Source organism: Streptomyces sp. JLBG701, assembly GCF_058544905.1.
Genome location: NZ_CM178588.1, coordinates 10,230,028 through 10,246,166, shown reverse-complemented (window position 1 = coordinate 10,246,166; position 16,139 = coordinate 10,230,028). Strand labels below are relative to the sequence as shown.

14 protein-coding genes and 1 pseudogene are annotated in these 16,139 nt (G+C 69.2%); 4 read left to right on the top strand and 11 right to left on the bottom strand.

Annotation, left to right across the window (positions count from 1 at the left end; translation table 11 throughout):
* Nucleotides 1–4: 4 nt before the first annotated feature.
* The 5 genes from AC5DRG_RS46830 to AC5DRG_RS46810 all read right to left on the bottom strand — a co-directional run bounded on the left by AC5DRG_RS46830 (nucleotide 5) and on the right by AC5DRG_RS46810 (nucleotide 5,406).
* A complete protein-coding gene (locus AC5DRG_RS46830) occupies nucleotides 5–1,216 on the bottom strand; it encodes a low temperature requirement protein A (RefSeq protein WP_491806405.1) in 1,212 nt (403 codons plus the stop codon).
* A 17-nt stretch (nucleotides 1,217–1,233) separates the two neighbouring features.
* Nucleotides 1,234–2,190 carry an SDR family NAD(P)-dependent oxidoreductase gene (locus tag AC5DRG_RS46825; RefSeq protein ID WP_491806404.1) on the bottom strand — a complete coding sequence of 319 codons (957 nt, stop codon included), beginning with the start codon at nucleotides 2,188–2,190 and terminating at the stop codon, nucleotides 1,234–1,236.
* 80 nt (nucleotides 2,191–2,270) lie between these two features.
* Nucleotides 2,271–3,254 (bottom strand): aldo/keto reductase, encoded by a 984-nt coding sequence (locus AC5DRG_RS46820; RefSeq protein WP_491806403.1) that lies wholly within the window; start codon nucleotides 3,252–3,254, stop codon nucleotides 2,271–2,273.
* Nucleotides 3,255–3,411: 157 nt separating this feature from the next.
* Nucleotides 3,412–3,864, bottom strand: a complete 453-nt coding sequence (locus AC5DRG_RS46815) for a MarR family winged helix-turn-helix transcriptional regulator (protein WP_491806402.1) — start codon at nucleotides 3,862–3,864, stop codon at nucleotides 3,412–3,414.
* A gap of 114 nt (nucleotides 3,865–3,978) precedes the next feature.
* Nucleotides 3,979–5,406 carry an aldehyde dehydrogenase family protein gene (locus AC5DRG_RS46810; RefSeq protein WP_491806401.1) on the bottom strand — a complete coding sequence of 476 codons (1,428 nt, stop codon included), beginning with the start codon at nucleotides 5,404–5,406 and terminating at the stop codon, nucleotides 3,979–3,981.
* A gap of 109 nt (nucleotides 5,407–5,515) precedes the next feature.
* Here AC5DRG_RS46810 and AC5DRG_RS46805 point away from each other — a divergent pair, with 109 nt between their 5' ends.
* Nucleotides 5,516–6,133 (top strand): TetR/AcrR family transcriptional regulator, encoded by a 618-nt coding sequence (locus tag AC5DRG_RS46805; protein WP_491806400.1) that lies wholly within the window; start codon nucleotides 5,516–5,518, stop codon nucleotides 6,131–6,133.
* Here the strand turns inward: AC5DRG_RS46805 and poxB are convergent.
* From poxB to AC5DRG_RS46790, 3 genes are all read right to left on the bottom strand, one after another.
* Nucleotides 6,130–7,863, bottom strand: a complete 1,734-nt coding sequence (poxB, locus tag AC5DRG_RS46800; RefSeq protein WP_491806399.1) for a ubiquinone-dependent pyruvate dehydrogenase — start codon at nucleotides 7,861–7,863, stop codon at nucleotides 6,130–6,132. The two genes, AC5DRG_RS46805 and poxB, sit on opposite strands and share 4 nt — an antisense overlap.
* 50 nt (nucleotides 7,864–7,913) lie before the next feature.
* Entirely contained in the window at nucleotides 7,914–8,705 is a 792-nt protein-coding gene (locus tag AC5DRG_RS46795) for an acetoacetate decarboxylase family protein (protein WP_491806398.1), read from the bottom strand.
* Nucleotides 8,706–8,822: 117 nt separating this feature from the next.
* Nucleotides 8,823–9,371, bottom strand: a complete 549-nt coding sequence (locus AC5DRG_RS46790; protein ID WP_491806397.1) for a MarR family winged helix-turn-helix transcriptional regulator — start codon at nucleotides 9,369–9,371, stop codon at nucleotides 8,823–8,825.
* A 160-nt stretch (nucleotides 9,372–9,531) separates the two neighbouring features.
* Between AC5DRG_RS46790 and AC5DRG_RS46785 the strand changes: the two are divergent.
* From AC5DRG_RS46785 to AC5DRG_RS46775, 3 genes and pseudogenes are all read left to right on the top strand, one after another.
* A pseudogene (locus tag AC5DRG_RS46785) lies at nucleotides 9,532–10,008 on the top strand (YceI family protein); the annotation flags it as partial.
* 108 nt (nucleotides 10,009–10,116) lie between these two features.
* A complete protein-coding gene (wrbA, locus tag AC5DRG_RS46780; RefSeq protein WP_491813346.1) occupies nucleotides 10,117–10,719 on the top strand; it encodes an NAD(P)H:quinone oxidoreductase in 603 nt (200 codons plus the stop codon).
* Nucleotides 10,720–10,915: 196 nt separating this feature from the next.
* Nucleotides 10,916–11,977: a zinc-dependent alcohol dehydrogenase gene (locus tag AC5DRG_RS46775; RefSeq protein ID WP_491806396.1), complete on the top strand. Its 1,062-nt coding sequence runs from the start codon at nucleotides 10,916–10,918 to the stop codon at nucleotides 11,975–11,977.
* Between the two features lie 93 nt (nucleotides 11,978–12,070).
* On the opposite strand, the gene AC5DRG_RS46770 is transcribed toward AC5DRG_RS46775, so the two are convergent.
* Genes AC5DRG_RS46770 through AC5DRG_RS46760 form a run of 3 tightly spaced genes read right to left on the bottom strand, consistent with a single transcriptional unit; the run spans nucleotide 12,071 to nucleotide 16,133 of the window.
* Nucleotides 12,071–13,009, bottom strand: coding sequence for an SMP-30/gluconolactonase/LRE family protein (locus tag AC5DRG_RS46770; RefSeq protein ID WP_491806395.1), 939 nt, complete (start codon nucleotides 13,007–13,009; stop codon nucleotides 12,071–12,073).
* On the bottom strand, nucleotides 13,002–14,612 hold the full coding sequence (locus AC5DRG_RS46765) for an outer membrane protein assembly factor BamB family protein (protein ID WP_491806394.1): 1,611 nt from the start codon (nucleotides 14,610–14,612) through the stop codon (nucleotides 13,002–13,004). Before AC5DRG_RS46765 ends, AC5DRG_RS46770 begins: the two co-directional genes overlap by 8 nt.
* 54 nt (nucleotides 14,613–14,666) lie before the next feature.
* The gene (locus AC5DRG_RS46760; protein WP_491806393.1) at nucleotides 14,667–16,133 is read right to left on the bottom strand and encodes an aldehyde dehydrogenase family protein; all 1,467 of its coding nucleotides are present in this window, start codon (nucleotides 16,131–16,133) and stop codon (nucleotides 14,667–14,669) included.
* Nucleotides 16,134–16,139 lie beyond the last annotated feature (6 nt).

Sequence of the window (16,139 nt, the reverse complement as noted above, 5' to 3'; positions counted from 1 at the left end):
GAGGTCACAGGGCGGCTGTCTCGTCCCGTCCCAGTCGACGTGCCACAGCAAGTCCCCACGGGATGCCGAGGAGGGCGACGAGCACTAGTCCGAGGACCAGTGGCGCGGGCCGTACGGCACCGAGGGCCACAGCCGCGAGGGCCACGGCGGCGCAGGTGCGGGCCAGCGGCCGGTAGAGCTCGAGCTCCTCGTGCCAGACGCGTAGGGAGCTCGCGAGCACCATCGTCGTACAGAGCACGACGGCCGCGCCGCCGCAGAGCACCCAGGCCGTGGCGGCGGGGGTCCGGCTGTCGTGGGCGTGCTCGACCAGGCCGACCATCGCGGCGCCCATGGCGGCCACCGCGGCCGTGAGCGGCAAGTGCACCAGCATCCACTGGACGGTGCTCACCCGCGTGGGCCTCGGCTGCCGGTGTCCGGCGAAGTCGAAGTACGTCCACCAGGCGCCGAAGCCGACGACGACGGCGACGAGCCCGACGGCGAGGGTGAGCGCGTTGGTCGGCTCGAGGGACAGTCCGTCGACCACTCCGGTCACGGTCTCGCCGAGCACGATGATGATGAACAGCCCGAACCGTTCGGTGAGCGCATGGGTCACGCTGAGCGCGACCGACTGCATCGGCGTGGCCGTACCGACCACGACCGCGAACCCCACCAAGTAGGCGACGGCCAGCAGACCCCACGTCAGCACGCGTACGCCCGCGGGCAGGGCGGCGCTCGCTGCCAGGGCGACCGCGCAGCCGGCCGTCCCGGTCACGAACAGCGTGCTGGGGCGGCGGAATTCGGGGCTGTCACCGCGTGCGGCGAGCAGCCACAGCACCGCGAGGACCGCGAACAGCACCCCCGCGTCCACGGCGAACGCGACTCCGCGCGCGCCGCCCGCCTCGGGGATGAACGCGCCCAGCGGGACGAGCACCAGGATCTGCAGCAGGAACATGCTCCGGCCGCGGGCATCCTCGTAACCATGCAGTTCGTGGTGGAGGCTGCCGTTGAACCAGGCGATCCACACCAGCGCGAACACCGCGGCGAACTCGCCGAGGCCGCGCCAGGTGAGGTGCCCGGCGAAGTGGTGTGCGGCCTGGGCGACCAGGACGACCACCACCAGGTCGTAGAAGAGTTCGAGCGGGCCGACCACCCGCTCGCGCGGCTGCTCTCCATGGGCGCGCGGAGGCTGCCACAGCTGGTGGCGCAGCCGGGCCCACTGCTCGTTTCGGGAGGTCATGCGCGCAGGGTGGATCGTCAGCGGACGAGAGCTTCGGATACGGCCCACAGCCGGGCCGCGTTCTCCCCGTCCAGGGCGTACGGCGCCACGCCGGCGACGGCACCGGCTCGCTCGGTGACCGGCTTGGCCTCGGCACAGTCCTCGAAATAGCGGCCGGTGATGCCCTTCAGCGTCGGCGAGGCGGCCAGCAGCACCGAGGTGGCGGCACCCTGTTCCACCGTCTTCTGCGGGGGTAGTGCGAGTTCGCCCGAGGCCATGAAGGCGGCGACCTGCTCCATGTCCATGTGCCGGGCCAGGGACGTGTCCGCGATGTTGCCCGGCATCAGCGCGTTGGCGGTGATGCCGTCGTCGGCCCAGCGCTCGGCGGCGCCGACCGCGAACAGGGCGTTGGCTGTCTTGGACTGCCCGTAGGAGGTCCAGGGGTCGTAGGGGCGGTAGCGGTAGGCCAGGTCGTCGAAGACGACGGGTGAGAAGAGGTGGCCGATGGAGCTCACCGAGACGATCCGGGCGCCGTCCGCCGCCGCGAGGGCCGGGTGGAGGCCGGTGGCGAGGGCGAAGTGGCCCAGGTGGTTGACGGCGAACTGCCATTCCTGGCCGTCGGGTGTGCGGGTGAGGGTCGGCGTGGCCATCACTCCGGCGTTGTTGACCAGGATGTGCAGCGGGCCCTGCCAGGCCGCCACGAACGCCACGACCGTCGAGCGGTCGGCCAGGTCGAGCCGTCCCACGGTCAACTGCCCTGAACCGGGCGGCAGTTCCTTCTCCAGCCGCGCCTGCACGCGGGCACCCGCGTCGGTGTCCCGCACGGCGAGGGTGACGTCGGCGCCTGCCGCGGCGAGCGCCCGGGCCGTCTCCACCCCGATTCCGGAACTGGCTCCGGTGACCACGGCCCGGCGGCCGTGCAGGTCTACGCCGTCGGTGACCTCGGCGGCGGTGGTGCTTGCCCCGAACGTGTGGGGCGTCTGAGGCATGGACATGAGGTGGTTCTCCTGACTTGGGCACACGTCGCGGGGTCTGCGCCCCCGAAACGGGATGGTGTGAGGGGTGTCGGCGGCTCTCAGCCGTTGAGCGTCCCCATGAACTCCGGCGCGTAGCGCTCGCCGGTGACCGCGCCGTGCGGGGCGACCTTCTCGATCGCGGCGATGTCCTCGGCGGTGAGGGTCACCTCGGTCGCGGCGACGTTCTCCTCCAGGTAGCGGCGGCGCTTGGTGCCGGGGATGGCGACCGCGCCCTGGTGCTGGACCCAGGCGAGTGCCAGCTGGGAGGGCGTGACGTCCTTGGCGGAGGCGATACGGCGGACCTCGCGGACGACGTCGAGGTTGCGGTCGAAGTTCTCGCCCTGGAACCGGGGGTCGGTCCGGCGCCAGTCGTCCTCGGCGAAGTCGTCGGGGCTGGTGATCGCGCCGGACAGGAAACCACGCCCCAGCGGGGAGTAGGCGACCAGGCCGATTCCCAGTTCGCGCAGGGTGTCGAGCACCCCGTTGTGCTCGATGTCGCGCTCGAAGAGCGAGTATTCGGTCTGGACGGCGGTGAGCGGGTGCACGGCGTGGGCACGCCGGATCGTCTGCGCGGAGGCCTCGGACACGCCGATGTGGCCAACCTTGCCCTCGGCGACCAGAGCGGCCAGCGCGCCGACGGTCTCCTCGATCGGCACCTTGGGGTCGATGCGGTGCAGGTAGTAGAGGTCGACGTGGTCCGTGCCCAGGTGCCGCAGGGAACGTTCGAGTGCGTGGCGGACGTATTCGGGCCGGCCGTTGAGGTCGAGCACATCGCCGTCGTCGGTGATCTCGACGCCGGTCTTGGTGGCGAGGACGGCCGCGTCCCGGCGCCCTGCAAGGGCCTTGCCGATGAGCTGCTCGTTGGCGAAGGGGCCGTAGCTCTCGGCGGTGTCCAGCAGAGTGACGCCCAGTTCCAGGGCCCGGTCGATGGTGGCCAGTGACTCGGCCTCGTCGGTGGTGCCGTAGAAGGCACTCATCCCCATGCATCCGAGGCCCTGCACGCCTACGGTCAGGCCCTGACTGCCCAGTCGTCGCTGTTCCATGGTTTCTCTCCACGTGGTGGGCTGGAGCTGCCCCCCGGACAACTATTTGACACTCGTATATTAGCACCGTGGGCGGCGCCACCACCGGACGCGAAAGGTCCCGGACACGACGTACATGTCCGGGACCCTTGACGTTCAGGAAGACTGACGGCGGAACTCAGTCGAGCTTCTCGACCACCGCTTCGAACTGCCTCACCATGGCCGGCACCGACCTGCCGTCGAGCAGGTCCATGACCCGCTTGCGGGCGCTCGCCAGGTGAACGGGATACGCGGCCTGGAGTCGCTTCAGCCCTTCCGGGGTGAGGGTCGCGACATTGCCCCGGGCGTCCCCCTCGTAGCGCCGCTTGACGACCTGGCCGCGGCTCTGCAGAGCGTCCACGACGCGGGTGATACGGCTTGCCGACAAGGCGGTCGCCGTGGCGAGGTCCGTCATGCGGAGCTCTTGGTTCTCGGCCTCGGACAGGCTCATCAGGACGACGTACTCGGTGAGCGTCAGTCCCGTGGACCGCAGCAGATCGTCGTCCAGCGAGCGCGGCAGCGCGACGATGACGCGCATCAGGGCGCGCCAGAAGCGCTCTTCCTGCGCGGTCAACGGATCATCGGCGGTCATCAATGCAGAATAGCGTGCTCAAGCAAGGAACCTCAATCAGGAACAGGGGCTGTCCGGCCGACTGCCGGACAGCCCCTCAACCGGTCTTCAGCAGGCTTCTTCGCACGTCCCGCCTCACCAGACCTGCTGGTCCTCCTGGAGCCGTACGGCGACGAACTTCGTCTGTGTGTAATGGTGCAGCGCTTCGAGGCCCTTCTCGCGGCCGTAGCCGCTGTTCTTGTAGCCGCCGAAGGGGCCCTCGACCATCATGCCGGGCGGATAGGCGTTGACGTAGACCTGACCGGCCTCCAGGCGGGCGGCGACGCGATGGGCGCGGGTCACGTCGCCGGTCCAGACGGCGGCGACCAGGCCGTAGTCGGAGTCGTTGGCGATGGCCACCGCCTCGTCCTCGTCCGTGAAGCGCAGGACGGCGAGCACCGGCCCGAAGATCTCCTCGCGGGCGATACGCATTTCCGGGGTCACGTCCGTGTAGACCGTCGGCTCGATGACCCAGCCGTCGCCGGTCGGCCGGCCGCCCGTCACGAGGGTGGCGCCGTCCTGCTCGGCGACCTTGAAGTACTCGTTGACCTTGTCGAACTGCGCGCGGGTGATCTGCGGCCCGTAGGTCTCCCCCGGCGTCACATGCGTCAACACCGTCTTCACCGCCGCCACGAACTCGTCGTGGATATCCGCGGCGACCAGCAGCCGCGTACCGGCCATGCAGGACTGCCCCGCGTTGGGCAGGAACGCCTCGACGGCGGCCTGGGCCGCAGCCGCGAGGTCGGCGTCCGCGAAGACGATGTTGGGTGACTTGCCCCCCAGTTCAAGGGTGAGCGGGATGATGTGTTCCGCCGCGATGTGGCCGATCTCGCGGGCGGCGCGGGTCGATCCGGTGAACGACACCTTGCGGACCAGCGGATGGCCGACGATCGCCGCACCCACGGTGTCCCCGGTGCCGGTGACGACGTTCAGGACGCCCTCGGGCAGGCCGCACTCGGTGGCGATGCGGGCCAGTTCGAGCGTGGTCGCCGAGGTGAACTCGGAGGGCTTGGCCACCACGGCGTTGCCGGCCGCGAGGGCCGGGGCTATCCCGCGAGCCGCCTGATTCAGGGGCGCGTTCCACGGGGTGATGACGCCGACGACTCCGAGCGGCTCGCGCCGCGTGTACGCGTGGAAGCCGGGACCCATGTCCACCACCTCACCGGCGGGCAGGCTCACCAGGCCGGCGTAGTACTCGAAGTAGTTGGCCGCGCCCTGCACCTCCAAGGGGGACTGCCAGGCGGGCTTGCCGGTTTCCGCCGATTCCAGCTCGGCCAGTCCTGCGGCCTCCTCACGCAGACGGGCGGCGATGGCCGCCAGTACGCGCCCCCGCTCGACCGGCCGGCGGTTCCACCATCCGTCGACCGACCCGGCCGCCGCCGCGACAGCGCGGTCCACATCGGTCGAGTCGCCGAGGGCGATCTCGTGCACGACCTCATCGCCCCCGGGGGACGTGGAGGGCAGCCAACTGTCCGATGCCGGTTCGACTTCCACACCTGCGATCCAGTGCCCGTAGCGCCTCATCGACACAGTTCTCCTTACGCGTTGGCACGTGAATGAATTTTCATTCACTCTGCAGCCTACCCTCCCACTTGACAAGATCGAGGCTCTGAACGAAGTTTCACTCGTGCCGATGCCCCCCGCCCTGACGAGCGACGAGACCCCCCTGCGCAGGAAAGTGATGGACGCCGCGCTGGAGCTGTTCGACGAGCGCACCTGGGACGGCACCAACGTCCCGGAGATCGCCGCTCGGGCCGGGGTCGCGGTCGGCTCGATCTACCGCTACTTCCCCAACAAGCTGGCGCTGGGCGAGGCCGTGTTCACCGAGGCGAAGGCGGCTTTCGCCGATGCCGTGGTGACCGACGAGGTACGCGCGGCCGACCCAGTGACGGCGATCGACCTGGTCTGGCAACATCAAGTCGCGTTCGCCGTCGCCTATCCCCAGGCGTTCTCCTTCCTCGAACACCAGCTGCACGGGGCGTACTTGCGTCCGCAGGCGTTCGAGGTCAGCGATCGGTTCAACGCCGAGTTGGTGGAAATCCTGCGGAAGGCGCAGGCCATCGGTGCCGTCCGCCCCGGTGACCCCCAGGTCCTGCTCTCCCTGGCCTTCGGGGCGTTCGTCGGCGTCACCAAGCACGCCCGCGCCTCGGGCGTCCCGCTGGGCGAGTACGACCTGGACGGCATCAAGCAGGCGGTGCTGAGCCTGATCGGGCTCAGGGACCCCAACTCCCCCGAGGCCACAGCCTCCTAGGAGGTCAGGCGTCGCACGACGTTGGTGTGGGCCAGTTCGAGGAGTTCGTCGCCCCGTCCCGACAGGACAGTACGGGCGGCGTAGAGGGCGAATCCCTTGACCTGCTCGAACTTGATCGTCGGCGGGATGGTCAGCTCCTGCCGGGCGGTCATCACCTCCACCAGGGCCGGCCCGGGATGCGCGAACGCGGCGCGTAGTGCTTCGGCCAGATCGGCCGGGTGCTCCACCCGGCTCCCGTGGATGCCCAGGGCCGTGGCCACGTCGGCGAAGTTCGGGTTGTCGAGATCGGTCCCGAAGGTCACCATGCCCTCGGCCTTCATCTCCAGCTCCACGAAGCTGAGGGCTCCGTTGTTGAAGACCACGATCTTCACCGGGTGCCGCTGCTGCTTCAGCGTGATCAAGTCACCGAGCATCATGGCCAGTCCACCGTCCCCGGACAGCGCAACGACCTGCCGCTCAGGGAACGCGGCCTGCGCGCCGATCGCCTGGGGAAGCGCGTTCGCCATGCTGCCGTGGTTGAACGAACCGATCAGCCTGCGTCGGCCGTTCATGGTCAGGTAGCGCGCGGCCCAGATCACCGGCGAGCCGACGTCCGGGATGAACACCGCGTCGTCGGAGGCCAGTTCGTCGACGACCTTGGCCACGTACTGCGGATGGATCGGCGTGCGGTTGCGGTCGTCGACGGCGAGCCGGTCCAGGGCGGCGCGGGCGTTGACGTAGTGGTCGCGCATCTTGTCCAGGTGCCGGGATCCGTTCCTCGGCGTGAGCTTCGGGAGCAGGGCTTCGGCGGTGTCCCGCACGGTGCCGACCAGGGCCAGGTCCACCCGGGTGCGGCGGCCGATCTGTTCGCCGCGCACATCCACCTGCACGGTGGTGGCGTGGGCGGGCAGGAACTGGCGGTAGGGGAAGTCCGTGCCGAGCATCAGCAGGGTGTCGCACTGCTCCATCGCGTGGTAGCCGGAGGTGAATCCCAGCAGGCCGGTCATGCCGACGTCGTAGGGGTTGTCGTACTCCACGTACTCCTTGCCCCGCAGTGTGTGCACCACCGGTGCACACAACGCCCGGGCGAGCTGGACGAGTTGGTCGTGCGCGCTCGCGCAGCCCGCGCCCGCGAGGATCGTGATCCGCTCCGCGTCGTTCAGGATGGCCGCCGCGCGCTCGATCTCCGGGTCGCCGGGGCGTACGACGGGCGCGGTGGGCAGCACCGTGGCCGCCTTCGGGGTGCGTTCGAGCCGGTGGAGGAGCACGTCGCCCGGAATCACCAGCACGGCCACGCCGTTGCGTTCGACGGCCGTGCGCAGGGCGATGTCCAGGAGGTGGGGGAACTGGTCGGGTGAGGAGGCCAGTTCGCAGAAGTCGCTGCACTCGCGGAACAGCTCCTGGGGATGTGTCTCCTGAAAGTAGCCCGTGCCGATCTCCGAGCCGGGTATGTGCGCGGCGATCGCGAGGACGGGAACGCGGCTGCGCTGCGCTTCGAACAGCCCGTTGACCAGGTGCAGGTTCCCCGGTCCGCAGCTGCCCGCACAGACCGCGAGCGAACCGGTGGTCGCCGCCTCTCCCGCGGCGGCGAAGGCCGCGGCCTCCTCGTGCCGGTAGTGCTCCCAGGTCACCGAGGGGGTCCTGCGGAGGGCGTCGGTCAGTCCGTTGAGCGAGTCGCCGGGCAGTCCGTGGATCCGGGATACGCCCGCGTTCCGCAGACCCTCCACTATGAGATCGGCGATCGTGGACATGAGAATCCTTTCGTTACGACGACTGCAGGGGGCGTTGGGTGCCCGTCCCGCTACGCGTTCAGCACGCGTACGTCCGTCACGCTGTAGGACATCGAGGAGCGGAAGCCGGCGCCGGTGCGCACGGGAGCCAGGTCCGCCAGTTCCTCGCCCCGGGCCGCGAACAGGCTGATGTCGCCGGTGCCGGTCCACACGTCGGCGAGCTGCCGGTCGTTGAACTCGGCCATCACCAGCTCGTGCACGGCGGGCTTGTCGTACTGACCGGAGACCAGGCGCGGGAAGTGCCGCAAGTTGACCGTGGGCCGAGCGAAGAGGGCCGTGGGGTCGCTCGCCGGCTGCTGGAGCGTCACCCTGGCCTCCGCGAGGGTGCGCCCGGCCGCCGACATGGACGCGCCGAACCGCCCGCCGGCCACGAGGTTCGGCGACGCGCTGCCGGGTGCAGCGAAGACCCGGGTCTGGTGGACCGCTCCCAGTTTCTTCGGGAAGCCCTGCACCCAGCCGCGGGCCAAGGCGAGGTCGTTGTCGACGTAGATGTACGGGCACCACGACACGGGCTCGTCCCCCCATCGGGCGTCCACCAGCACCATGAACTCGCGGTACTGGCTGCGCACCGGGTCGAGGTACTCCTCGTTCTCCGCGGAGAACTGCCAGTCGATGAACAGCGCCACCGCGTGACCGCCGGATTCCGGATCCGGGCTCAGGCCGTCGGGGAGCGTCGCCGCGGCGACCACCGGGTCCGTCCAGAACTCGACGCCGATGATGTCGCCGGCGTAGTGCCACGGCGGGGCGGGGGCGAGGTTCGCTTCTCCGCGCGGTGACAGCGGGTAGGTGTATCCCTGCAGCATGGGGGCCTCCACGGACGAAGGTCAGCCGGAGGGAGGCGCTGAGGGGGGCACTCCTCGTCTCTCGCTCCTGGCTGGGACGCCACCATGGTCCGCGCGAGAGTGCGGCCCTGGCTTGGGTCAAATGACTGCTTCTGCGCACAAGGAGCTCGGTTCGCGGTCCTCGGGGCTCGCCGGCCACCGGGACAGGAGCGGATCGGCCACCGACTGCATCTGCTCGGCCAGTCGGTGGACCAGGGCGGGATCGAGCTGGTCCAGGACGCGTCGCCGAGCACTGGCCAGATGGGCCGGATAGGCGCCGGTCAGCCGCTGGAGACCGGCTTCGGTGAGCACGGCCATGCATCCCCGGGCGTCCGTCGAGTGAGGCCGCTTGACCACCAGACCCTGGACCCGCAGGTTCTCCACGAGCCGGGTGATGCGACTCGCGGACAAGGCCGTCATGGCGGCCAGGTCGGTCATGCGCAGCTGCTTGCCCTCCGCCTCGGAGAGATGCGCCAGGACGATGTACTGCGTGAACGACAGGCCGGTGGAGCGCAGAAGGTCCTCGTCGAGCGCCCGGGGCAGCGCCACCAGCACCCTCTGCAGTGAACGCCAGAAGCGTTCCTCCGCCCTGGTCAGGGGTTGTGCTGCCGCCGGACTCGCGAGGTTCCGTGATAGCCGTGTCGGCACCTCCTTGCCCCCCTTCCTTCCGAAGCTCCTGGTGTCACTGAAGCACAATTCTTACTTGCTTGACAAAGCATTTTAGGCGGAGGCAAGATACTTGCCCAAGCAAGCAACAGCGCCGCTGCGGGTCGGTCCCGCGCGACGACCAGCGAGAGGCCAGAAGGGCATGAGCGTTCAACTGCCCCCAGCCGGGACCTACTTGGTCGATCCAGAGCGGTCGTCCCTCACCTTCGCCACGCGGCACATGTTCGGCCTGGGCAAGGTGACCGGCACGTTCGACGTGGCATCGGCGAGCATCACGATCGCCGAGCCGGTCACGCGCTCGACCGCACACGCCGTCGTCGAGGCGGGCAGTTTCCGGACGGGAACGCCCCGCCGCGACGATCATGTGCGCTCCCCCGCCTTTCTTCACGCGGACGTCCACCCCGACATCAGGTTCGAGTCGACCGAGGTGGGGCGCGGCGCGGGCGGCGTCTGGCTGATCAAGGGTGTCCTCACCGTCCGTGGGACACGCGCACCGGTCGACCTGACGGTGGACTCCCTCTCCGTCGAGAACGGTTCGCTGCGGATCTCGGCCTCGGCGACCGTCGACCGCTACCGCCACGGACTGACCGCCGCCAAAGGACTCGCGGCGCGTCGGCTACGGCTCACCCTCACTACCGTCGCCCATCCCGAGACCACCACCGCCCATCCCGACCCCGATACGGCGGCCCCTGCCGTCGATACCACCGAACAGCGAGAGGAATTCCCCATGTCTCCCAAGATCGCAGTCATCTATTACTCCTCGACCGGCACCGTTCACGAGCTGGCGGAGTCCGTGGCGGACGGCGCCCGCAAGGAGGGTGCGGAAGTACGGCTCCTGCGCGTGTCCGAGCTCGCGCCCGAGGAGGCCATCGCCAGCAATGACGCGTGGTCCGCGCATGCCGCGGCCACCAAGGACATTCCGGTGGCGACGGCGGCCGACATCGAGTGGGCCGATGCCGTCATCTTCGGTACCCCCACCCGGTTCGGCAACGTCGCCAGCCAGTTGAAGCAGTTCATAGACACGCTCGGCGGGCTGTGGGCTCAGGGCAAGCTGGCCGACAAGATCTACAGCGGCTTCACGGCCACGGCCACCGCGCATGGCGGGCAGGAGTCCACGCTGCTGGCTCTCTACAACTCCGTCCACCACTTCGGCGGCATCATCGTCACCCCTGGCTACACCGACCCGGTGAAGTTCGTGGACGGCAACCCCTACGGCACCAGCCACGTCAACGGTCAGGGCGCGATCCCCGTCGACGACACCGCCCGAGCCGCCGCCACCTACCAAGGCAAGCGCGTCGCCACCGTCACCGCGCAGTTCAAGGGCGCGTAACAACGGGCCGGTTGTACGCCGACGGTGGCCTTCGGGCTGTCGCCGGCATACAGCCGGTTACGCGGGAGGACGTCGGCTGTTCAGGCCTCGCCCCGGCGCTCCAGATCACCACCATGACGTGACTCTCTTCAACTCCCGTGATGCGTGCGGCCGCTGAGGACAACTCCAGTGCCAGACGCGTCGTCTCCTCCTGCGGATGGCGCTGCGGTGCAGGTGTAAACGGGCATTTCGGCTCCACGTCGAATGGGTGCGGGATTGCTCACGGCACTGGCAGAGAGGCGGCGAGGGCAGTGATGCAAGCAGTCGTACTAGGCGTGGACCGGAAGATCGTGCTCGAGTCGAGGCCGAGCCCGGACTCCGTTCCGATCAGGTGATCGTGGACGTCGACCTGTGCGGAATCTGCGGCACCGACCTCCACGCGCCGCGACTGCCGCAGGTGTACCGAGGCGGGTTCGTCATGGGTCACGAACCGACGGGACGAATCAGCGGCGTGGGGGACGCGGTCGAGGGGTGGCAGGTGGGGCGGCGTGTCGCCGTCAATCCGAACGGCAACGTGTGCGGTCGATGCGTGTACTGCCTCTCCGGTCGGCCCAACTTCTGCCACCAGGCGACGATGGAGAGCGCGCTGGGGTTCCAGATGGACGGAGCCCTCGCGCGGCAGATGGCTGTCTTCCCGGGCACCTTGCGGGCGCTGCCCGCGTCGATGGGCCGGCTGGAGGCGGCCTGGGTGGAGCCCACGGCCACGGCCCTGCGTGCGGCGGTACTGGCCGGCGATCTCGGGGGAACCTCGGTGGCGGTCTTCGGCGGAGGTCCGATCGGGCAGCTGGCCTGTCGCATCGCCGCCCAGCGGGGCGCGGACCACGTCATCCTGGTGGAGCCGGCTCCGGAGCGCCGCCGCTTCGGCCCGGCCTCACACGCCGATATGGCGCTGAGCCCCGCCGAAGCCGAAGTCCGACTCGACGCCGCCACGGTGGATGTGGTCTTCGAGTGCTCGGGCAGTGCGGCGGCCAGAGCGGAGGCCCTGCGGCTGCTCGCGCCCGGCGGTGTGCTGGTCAATGTGGGAGCGGGCCCGGGCGGCGGATTCGACCCCGATGTCGTTCTGCTCAAGGAGCTCACCATCCACGGATCGTTCGTCTACGGTTCCGAGTTCGACAGCGCCATCGAGCTGCTCGCTCGCGGCGACATCCGTGTCGACGACCTCACCACGGAGATCACAGTCCGCCCTGCCAGGGGCTCCCGGCTTCCGTCATCCGGCTGAGGTCGCAACTGCATTGAAACCGACCGGGTTCGCGAACTGCTGTCTCCGGCCGCCCGGCATCGAACTTGCCGGGCGGCCGGAGGCAGGCAGGGGTCAGTGGTTGAGGTGGGCCAGGAGGAGGTTCGGGTCCACGCCGGTTAAGAAGGCGGCGCTCGGAACGTACGTGGCTGAACCCCGTACGGCCACGGACGTCGGAGTGGACAAGCCGTCCGCGGCGGTCAGGACGACGCGCCGGCCACCGCCCGGAGTGATGAGTTCGACCTGGTCGAGCGCGTTCTGCGCCGCCAGTACCGTGTTGTCCGCGCCGGTGAAGGCGAAGTCGTCGATGGCGGTCACCTGGGCCACCTCCGAGATCGTCCCCGCGGTGCCGTCGCGCCTGACCGGGATCCGCAGCAAGGTGCCCTGGTCGGTGTTGCTCACCCACACCGACCCGTTGTGGACCTTGATGCCGTTCGCCCCGAACCCGGCCGCCCCTGGGAGGAGTTCCTCACCGGTCGCCCAGAGTTCGGCCTTGCCGGTGCGCGGCCACACCCGCCACACGGTGCCGGCGCTGGAGTCGGTGGCGAACAGTGCGCCGCTACGGGGGTCCAGCGCAAGGCCGTTGAGGAACCTGGTCTCCGGCAGGGCCACCACCTGTCGCGGGGCGGCGCCGGGACGGATCCGCCAAATGCCCGATTCGGCACCGGCGATGTAGTTCACGTACAGACTGCCGTCGGAGGTGCGGACGATGCCGGAGACAATCGCCGTACCCGTCGTAGCTGATGGCAGCGTGGCCAGGATCGTGACCTTGCCTTTCGGGGTGACCCTGGCCACCTGCCGGGCGAAGGCGAACGTCACGTCTGCCGAGCCGTCCGGCTCCAGGGTGATGTTCTCCGGCTGTTGCTGTGCCTCGATGTCGAAGTGCGCCACGATGCGCGCACCGGTCACCGGTGAGGACGAGGCGGAGGCCGGGGTGGCCTGCGCTGCGCCGAGGCCGGCCATCACGAGCACGCCGAGTACCGCGATGCGGGAGTGCTTTACCAGTTCAGTCATCTTCGCCACCCGGCAGGGAGAAGCCGTACAGCTTGTTGTTGCCGCCGTTGTAGCCGAACCCGAAGAACTCGGTACGGGAATAGCCGCTGCCCCAGTACACGGAGCCGTCCACGATCGCAGCGCCCGACCACACCGAACCGCCGCTGGGGAAGCCCCACTTGATCTGGCCGGTCTTCGCGTCCAGGGCGTACATGTTGTTCCCGTCCTTCGCCGACGAGCCGACGTACATCACGCCGTTGGCGCTGGAGACGAAGCCGGTGTCGAGGGCGCCCTGCGGGTCGGCGGTCTGCCACTCGACCTTGCCGGTGGCCGCGTCGAGCGAGGCGAAGAAGCCGCCGGTGGTGGTCGACTTCTTCCCCTCGTAGGACGTCAGGGTGGTCGGCACGTGGTTGCCGTTGGCTTGCGCCACGTAGATGTGCTTGCCGTCCGTGGCGGTGCCGAACTCGATGCCGCCGAAGATTCCGCCCGGGCCCGACAGCGTCTTCCACACGACCTGGCCGGTGGCCGGGTCGAGCGCGTAGTACCAGCCGCTCTTCTGTCCGACGCCCAGAAGGTCGGTCTTCTTGCCGTTGATCACGGTGGTGTAGAGGTTGGGGCTGGAGCCGAAGTCGTAGTCGGGGGCGTCGTTCGGTTCCGGGAAGGTCCAGGCGTCCGCGGTCAGCGTCGGCAGACTCCACACCAGTTCGCCGGTCTTGAGGCTCAGCGCGAGGACGCTGTCGATGTGGTTGTCGGGGGACGGCTGGGTGCAGTCGGTCTGGGTCGGGTTGACACAGACCCCGTCCGGGACGGAGTAGTTGTTGCCCGTGGCGACGTAGAGCAGTCCCCGCTTGTGATCGACCACCGGCTGGCTGCCCCAGATGGGGCCACCGGTGTAGCCCTCGGGGACGGTGTGGGTCTTCCACAGGATCTTGCCGCTGCGGGCGTCGAGCGCCACCACCGAGCCCCGGAAGGAATGCTCCGTGACCCCCTCCTCCTTCGACGAGACGCCCATGTAGACGATGCCGTCGTCGACGGTCGGGGAGCCCGTGATGATGGCCATGGGGTGGGGTTCCACGTGGGTGTGCCACAGTTCGGCGCCGGTGCGGGCGTTGATGCCGACCGCGTAGGCACCGCGCAGGTTGGGGCTGGCCTGCAGGCCGGTTCCGATGACCAGCCTGCCCTGCCAGTACGCGGGGCTGGTGCGCGACACCTCGCCCGGTACGCCGTTGTAGTCGCTGACCGAACGGGACCAGACCTTCTTGCCGGTCTTGGCGTCGACCGCCCAGAGCTTGCCGCCCCAGTCCGGCGCGTAGACCGTTCCGTTGACGACGGTCGGGGTGGCGGAGACGTCCCCGGCTGTGGTGAACACCCACTTCTGCCGGAGCTTGCTCACGTTGCCGGCGTTGATGATGTGCTCGGTCGCCGAGTTGTGGGTGTTGTGGTTGTTGTGGCCGGCGCTGAGCCAGTCCGACTGGACCGGGACGCCTGGCCGTTCGGTCGCGCTGCCCGTCTGTTCGGTTGCGTTTCCGGGTGTCGACGCGATGGTCCCGGCGAGGGCCACGGCCAGGGCCGCGCCCGCCAGCTTCGACCATCTCCGATACCGCGTGGCGAATTGGGTACTCACTGACTCATCTCCTGCTCATCTCCTGCTCATCTCCTGTCGCGATCTGACTTGAGGTCAGAAAGGCAGCACTCGCTGGTCACTTGTGGCGTTGATCCAGATGACGTCGGTGAAGTCGGCGAGGCTGTCGGGGCCCGTGCGACCCCAGCCGCTGTCGCGTACGCCGCCCATGGGCGCGTGGATCTCGTCGTTCACGGTGGGCGAGTTGACGTTGACGATGCCGTGCTGCAGCGTCGGCGCGAGCTCGAAACCGCGGTAGGTGTCGCCGGTGAGGATCGAGGACGTGAGGCCGTACATCGTCCGGTTCGCGGCCCGGACCGCGTCCTCGGCGGTGTCGACGGGCTCGACGATGACGAGCGGCCCGAAGGTCTCCTCATTGGAGACGGTTGCGTCGTACGGGACGTCCGTCAGGATGGTGGGCTGGTACACCAGGCCTTCGTAAGTGCCGCCCGTGTGGAGCTTGGCGCCCTTGGCGACGGCTTCCTTCACGCGGTTGTCGACGAGGTCGACCGCCGCCTTGGTGACGAGCGGGCCGATGATCGTGGTCGGGTCCAGCGGGTCCCCCGATGGCAGCGTCCTGGTGCGCGCGACGAACTTCTCAAGGAACTCGTCGTAGATCGAGCGTTGGATGATGATCTTGCGGGTATTGAGGCAGATCTGGCCCTGGTGGAAGAAGGCACCGAAGGTGGCGGCGCGGACGGCGTAGTCCATATCGACGTCGTCGAGGATGATCGTGGGGTTGTAGCCGCCCAGTTCCAGAACCGTCCGCTTCAGCGCGCGGCCCGCGCGTTCCGCCAGCAGCCGCGCGGTGTTGACGCCGCCGATGAGGTTGATCACGCGGACGTCCGGGCTGGCGAAGAACTCGTCGGCGATGGGCGCCGCGCGGCCGGGCGCGTGGGTGACGACATTAATGACGCCGGGCGGGAAGCCCGCCTCCTCGGCTATCTCCGCGACCATCAGTCCGGCGGATACGGGCGCGAACTCCGACGGCTTGACGACGACCGTGTTGCCCGCGGCGAGCGGGTTGAGCACCGCCCGCCACGACAGGATGCTGGCGCCGTTCCACGGGGTGAAGCTCGCCACGACGCCCAGCGGGCGGCGCACGCCCACGGAGTGGGTGTTGGGGACGTTCGACTGCAGGACCTCGCCCTTGGGCAGGAAGACCCAGTTGGCCGCCTGCTCCAGGGCCGCGGCGACGCCCTCCTGCTGGAACATGGAGAACGGGATGGTGCTGCCGGTCTCCCGGGCCAGGATCTCGGCGATCTCCTTGCTGCGGCGCCGTACGATCTCGGCCGCCCGGTAGAACAGCTTCGCCTTCTCGGCCGGCGCGATCGCGGCCCAGGCCGGGAACGCCCAAGCCGCGGCCTCGATCGCGATCCGGGCCTCCGCCGCCCCGGCGTCGGCGACACGGGCGAAGACCTCACCCGTGTAGGGCTCGTAGTCCTCGAACACCGCCCCGTCGGCGGCCTCCCGCCACTGTCCTCCGGCGTAGTACTTCCGCACAGGCACATCGGACACGGTCATCAACTC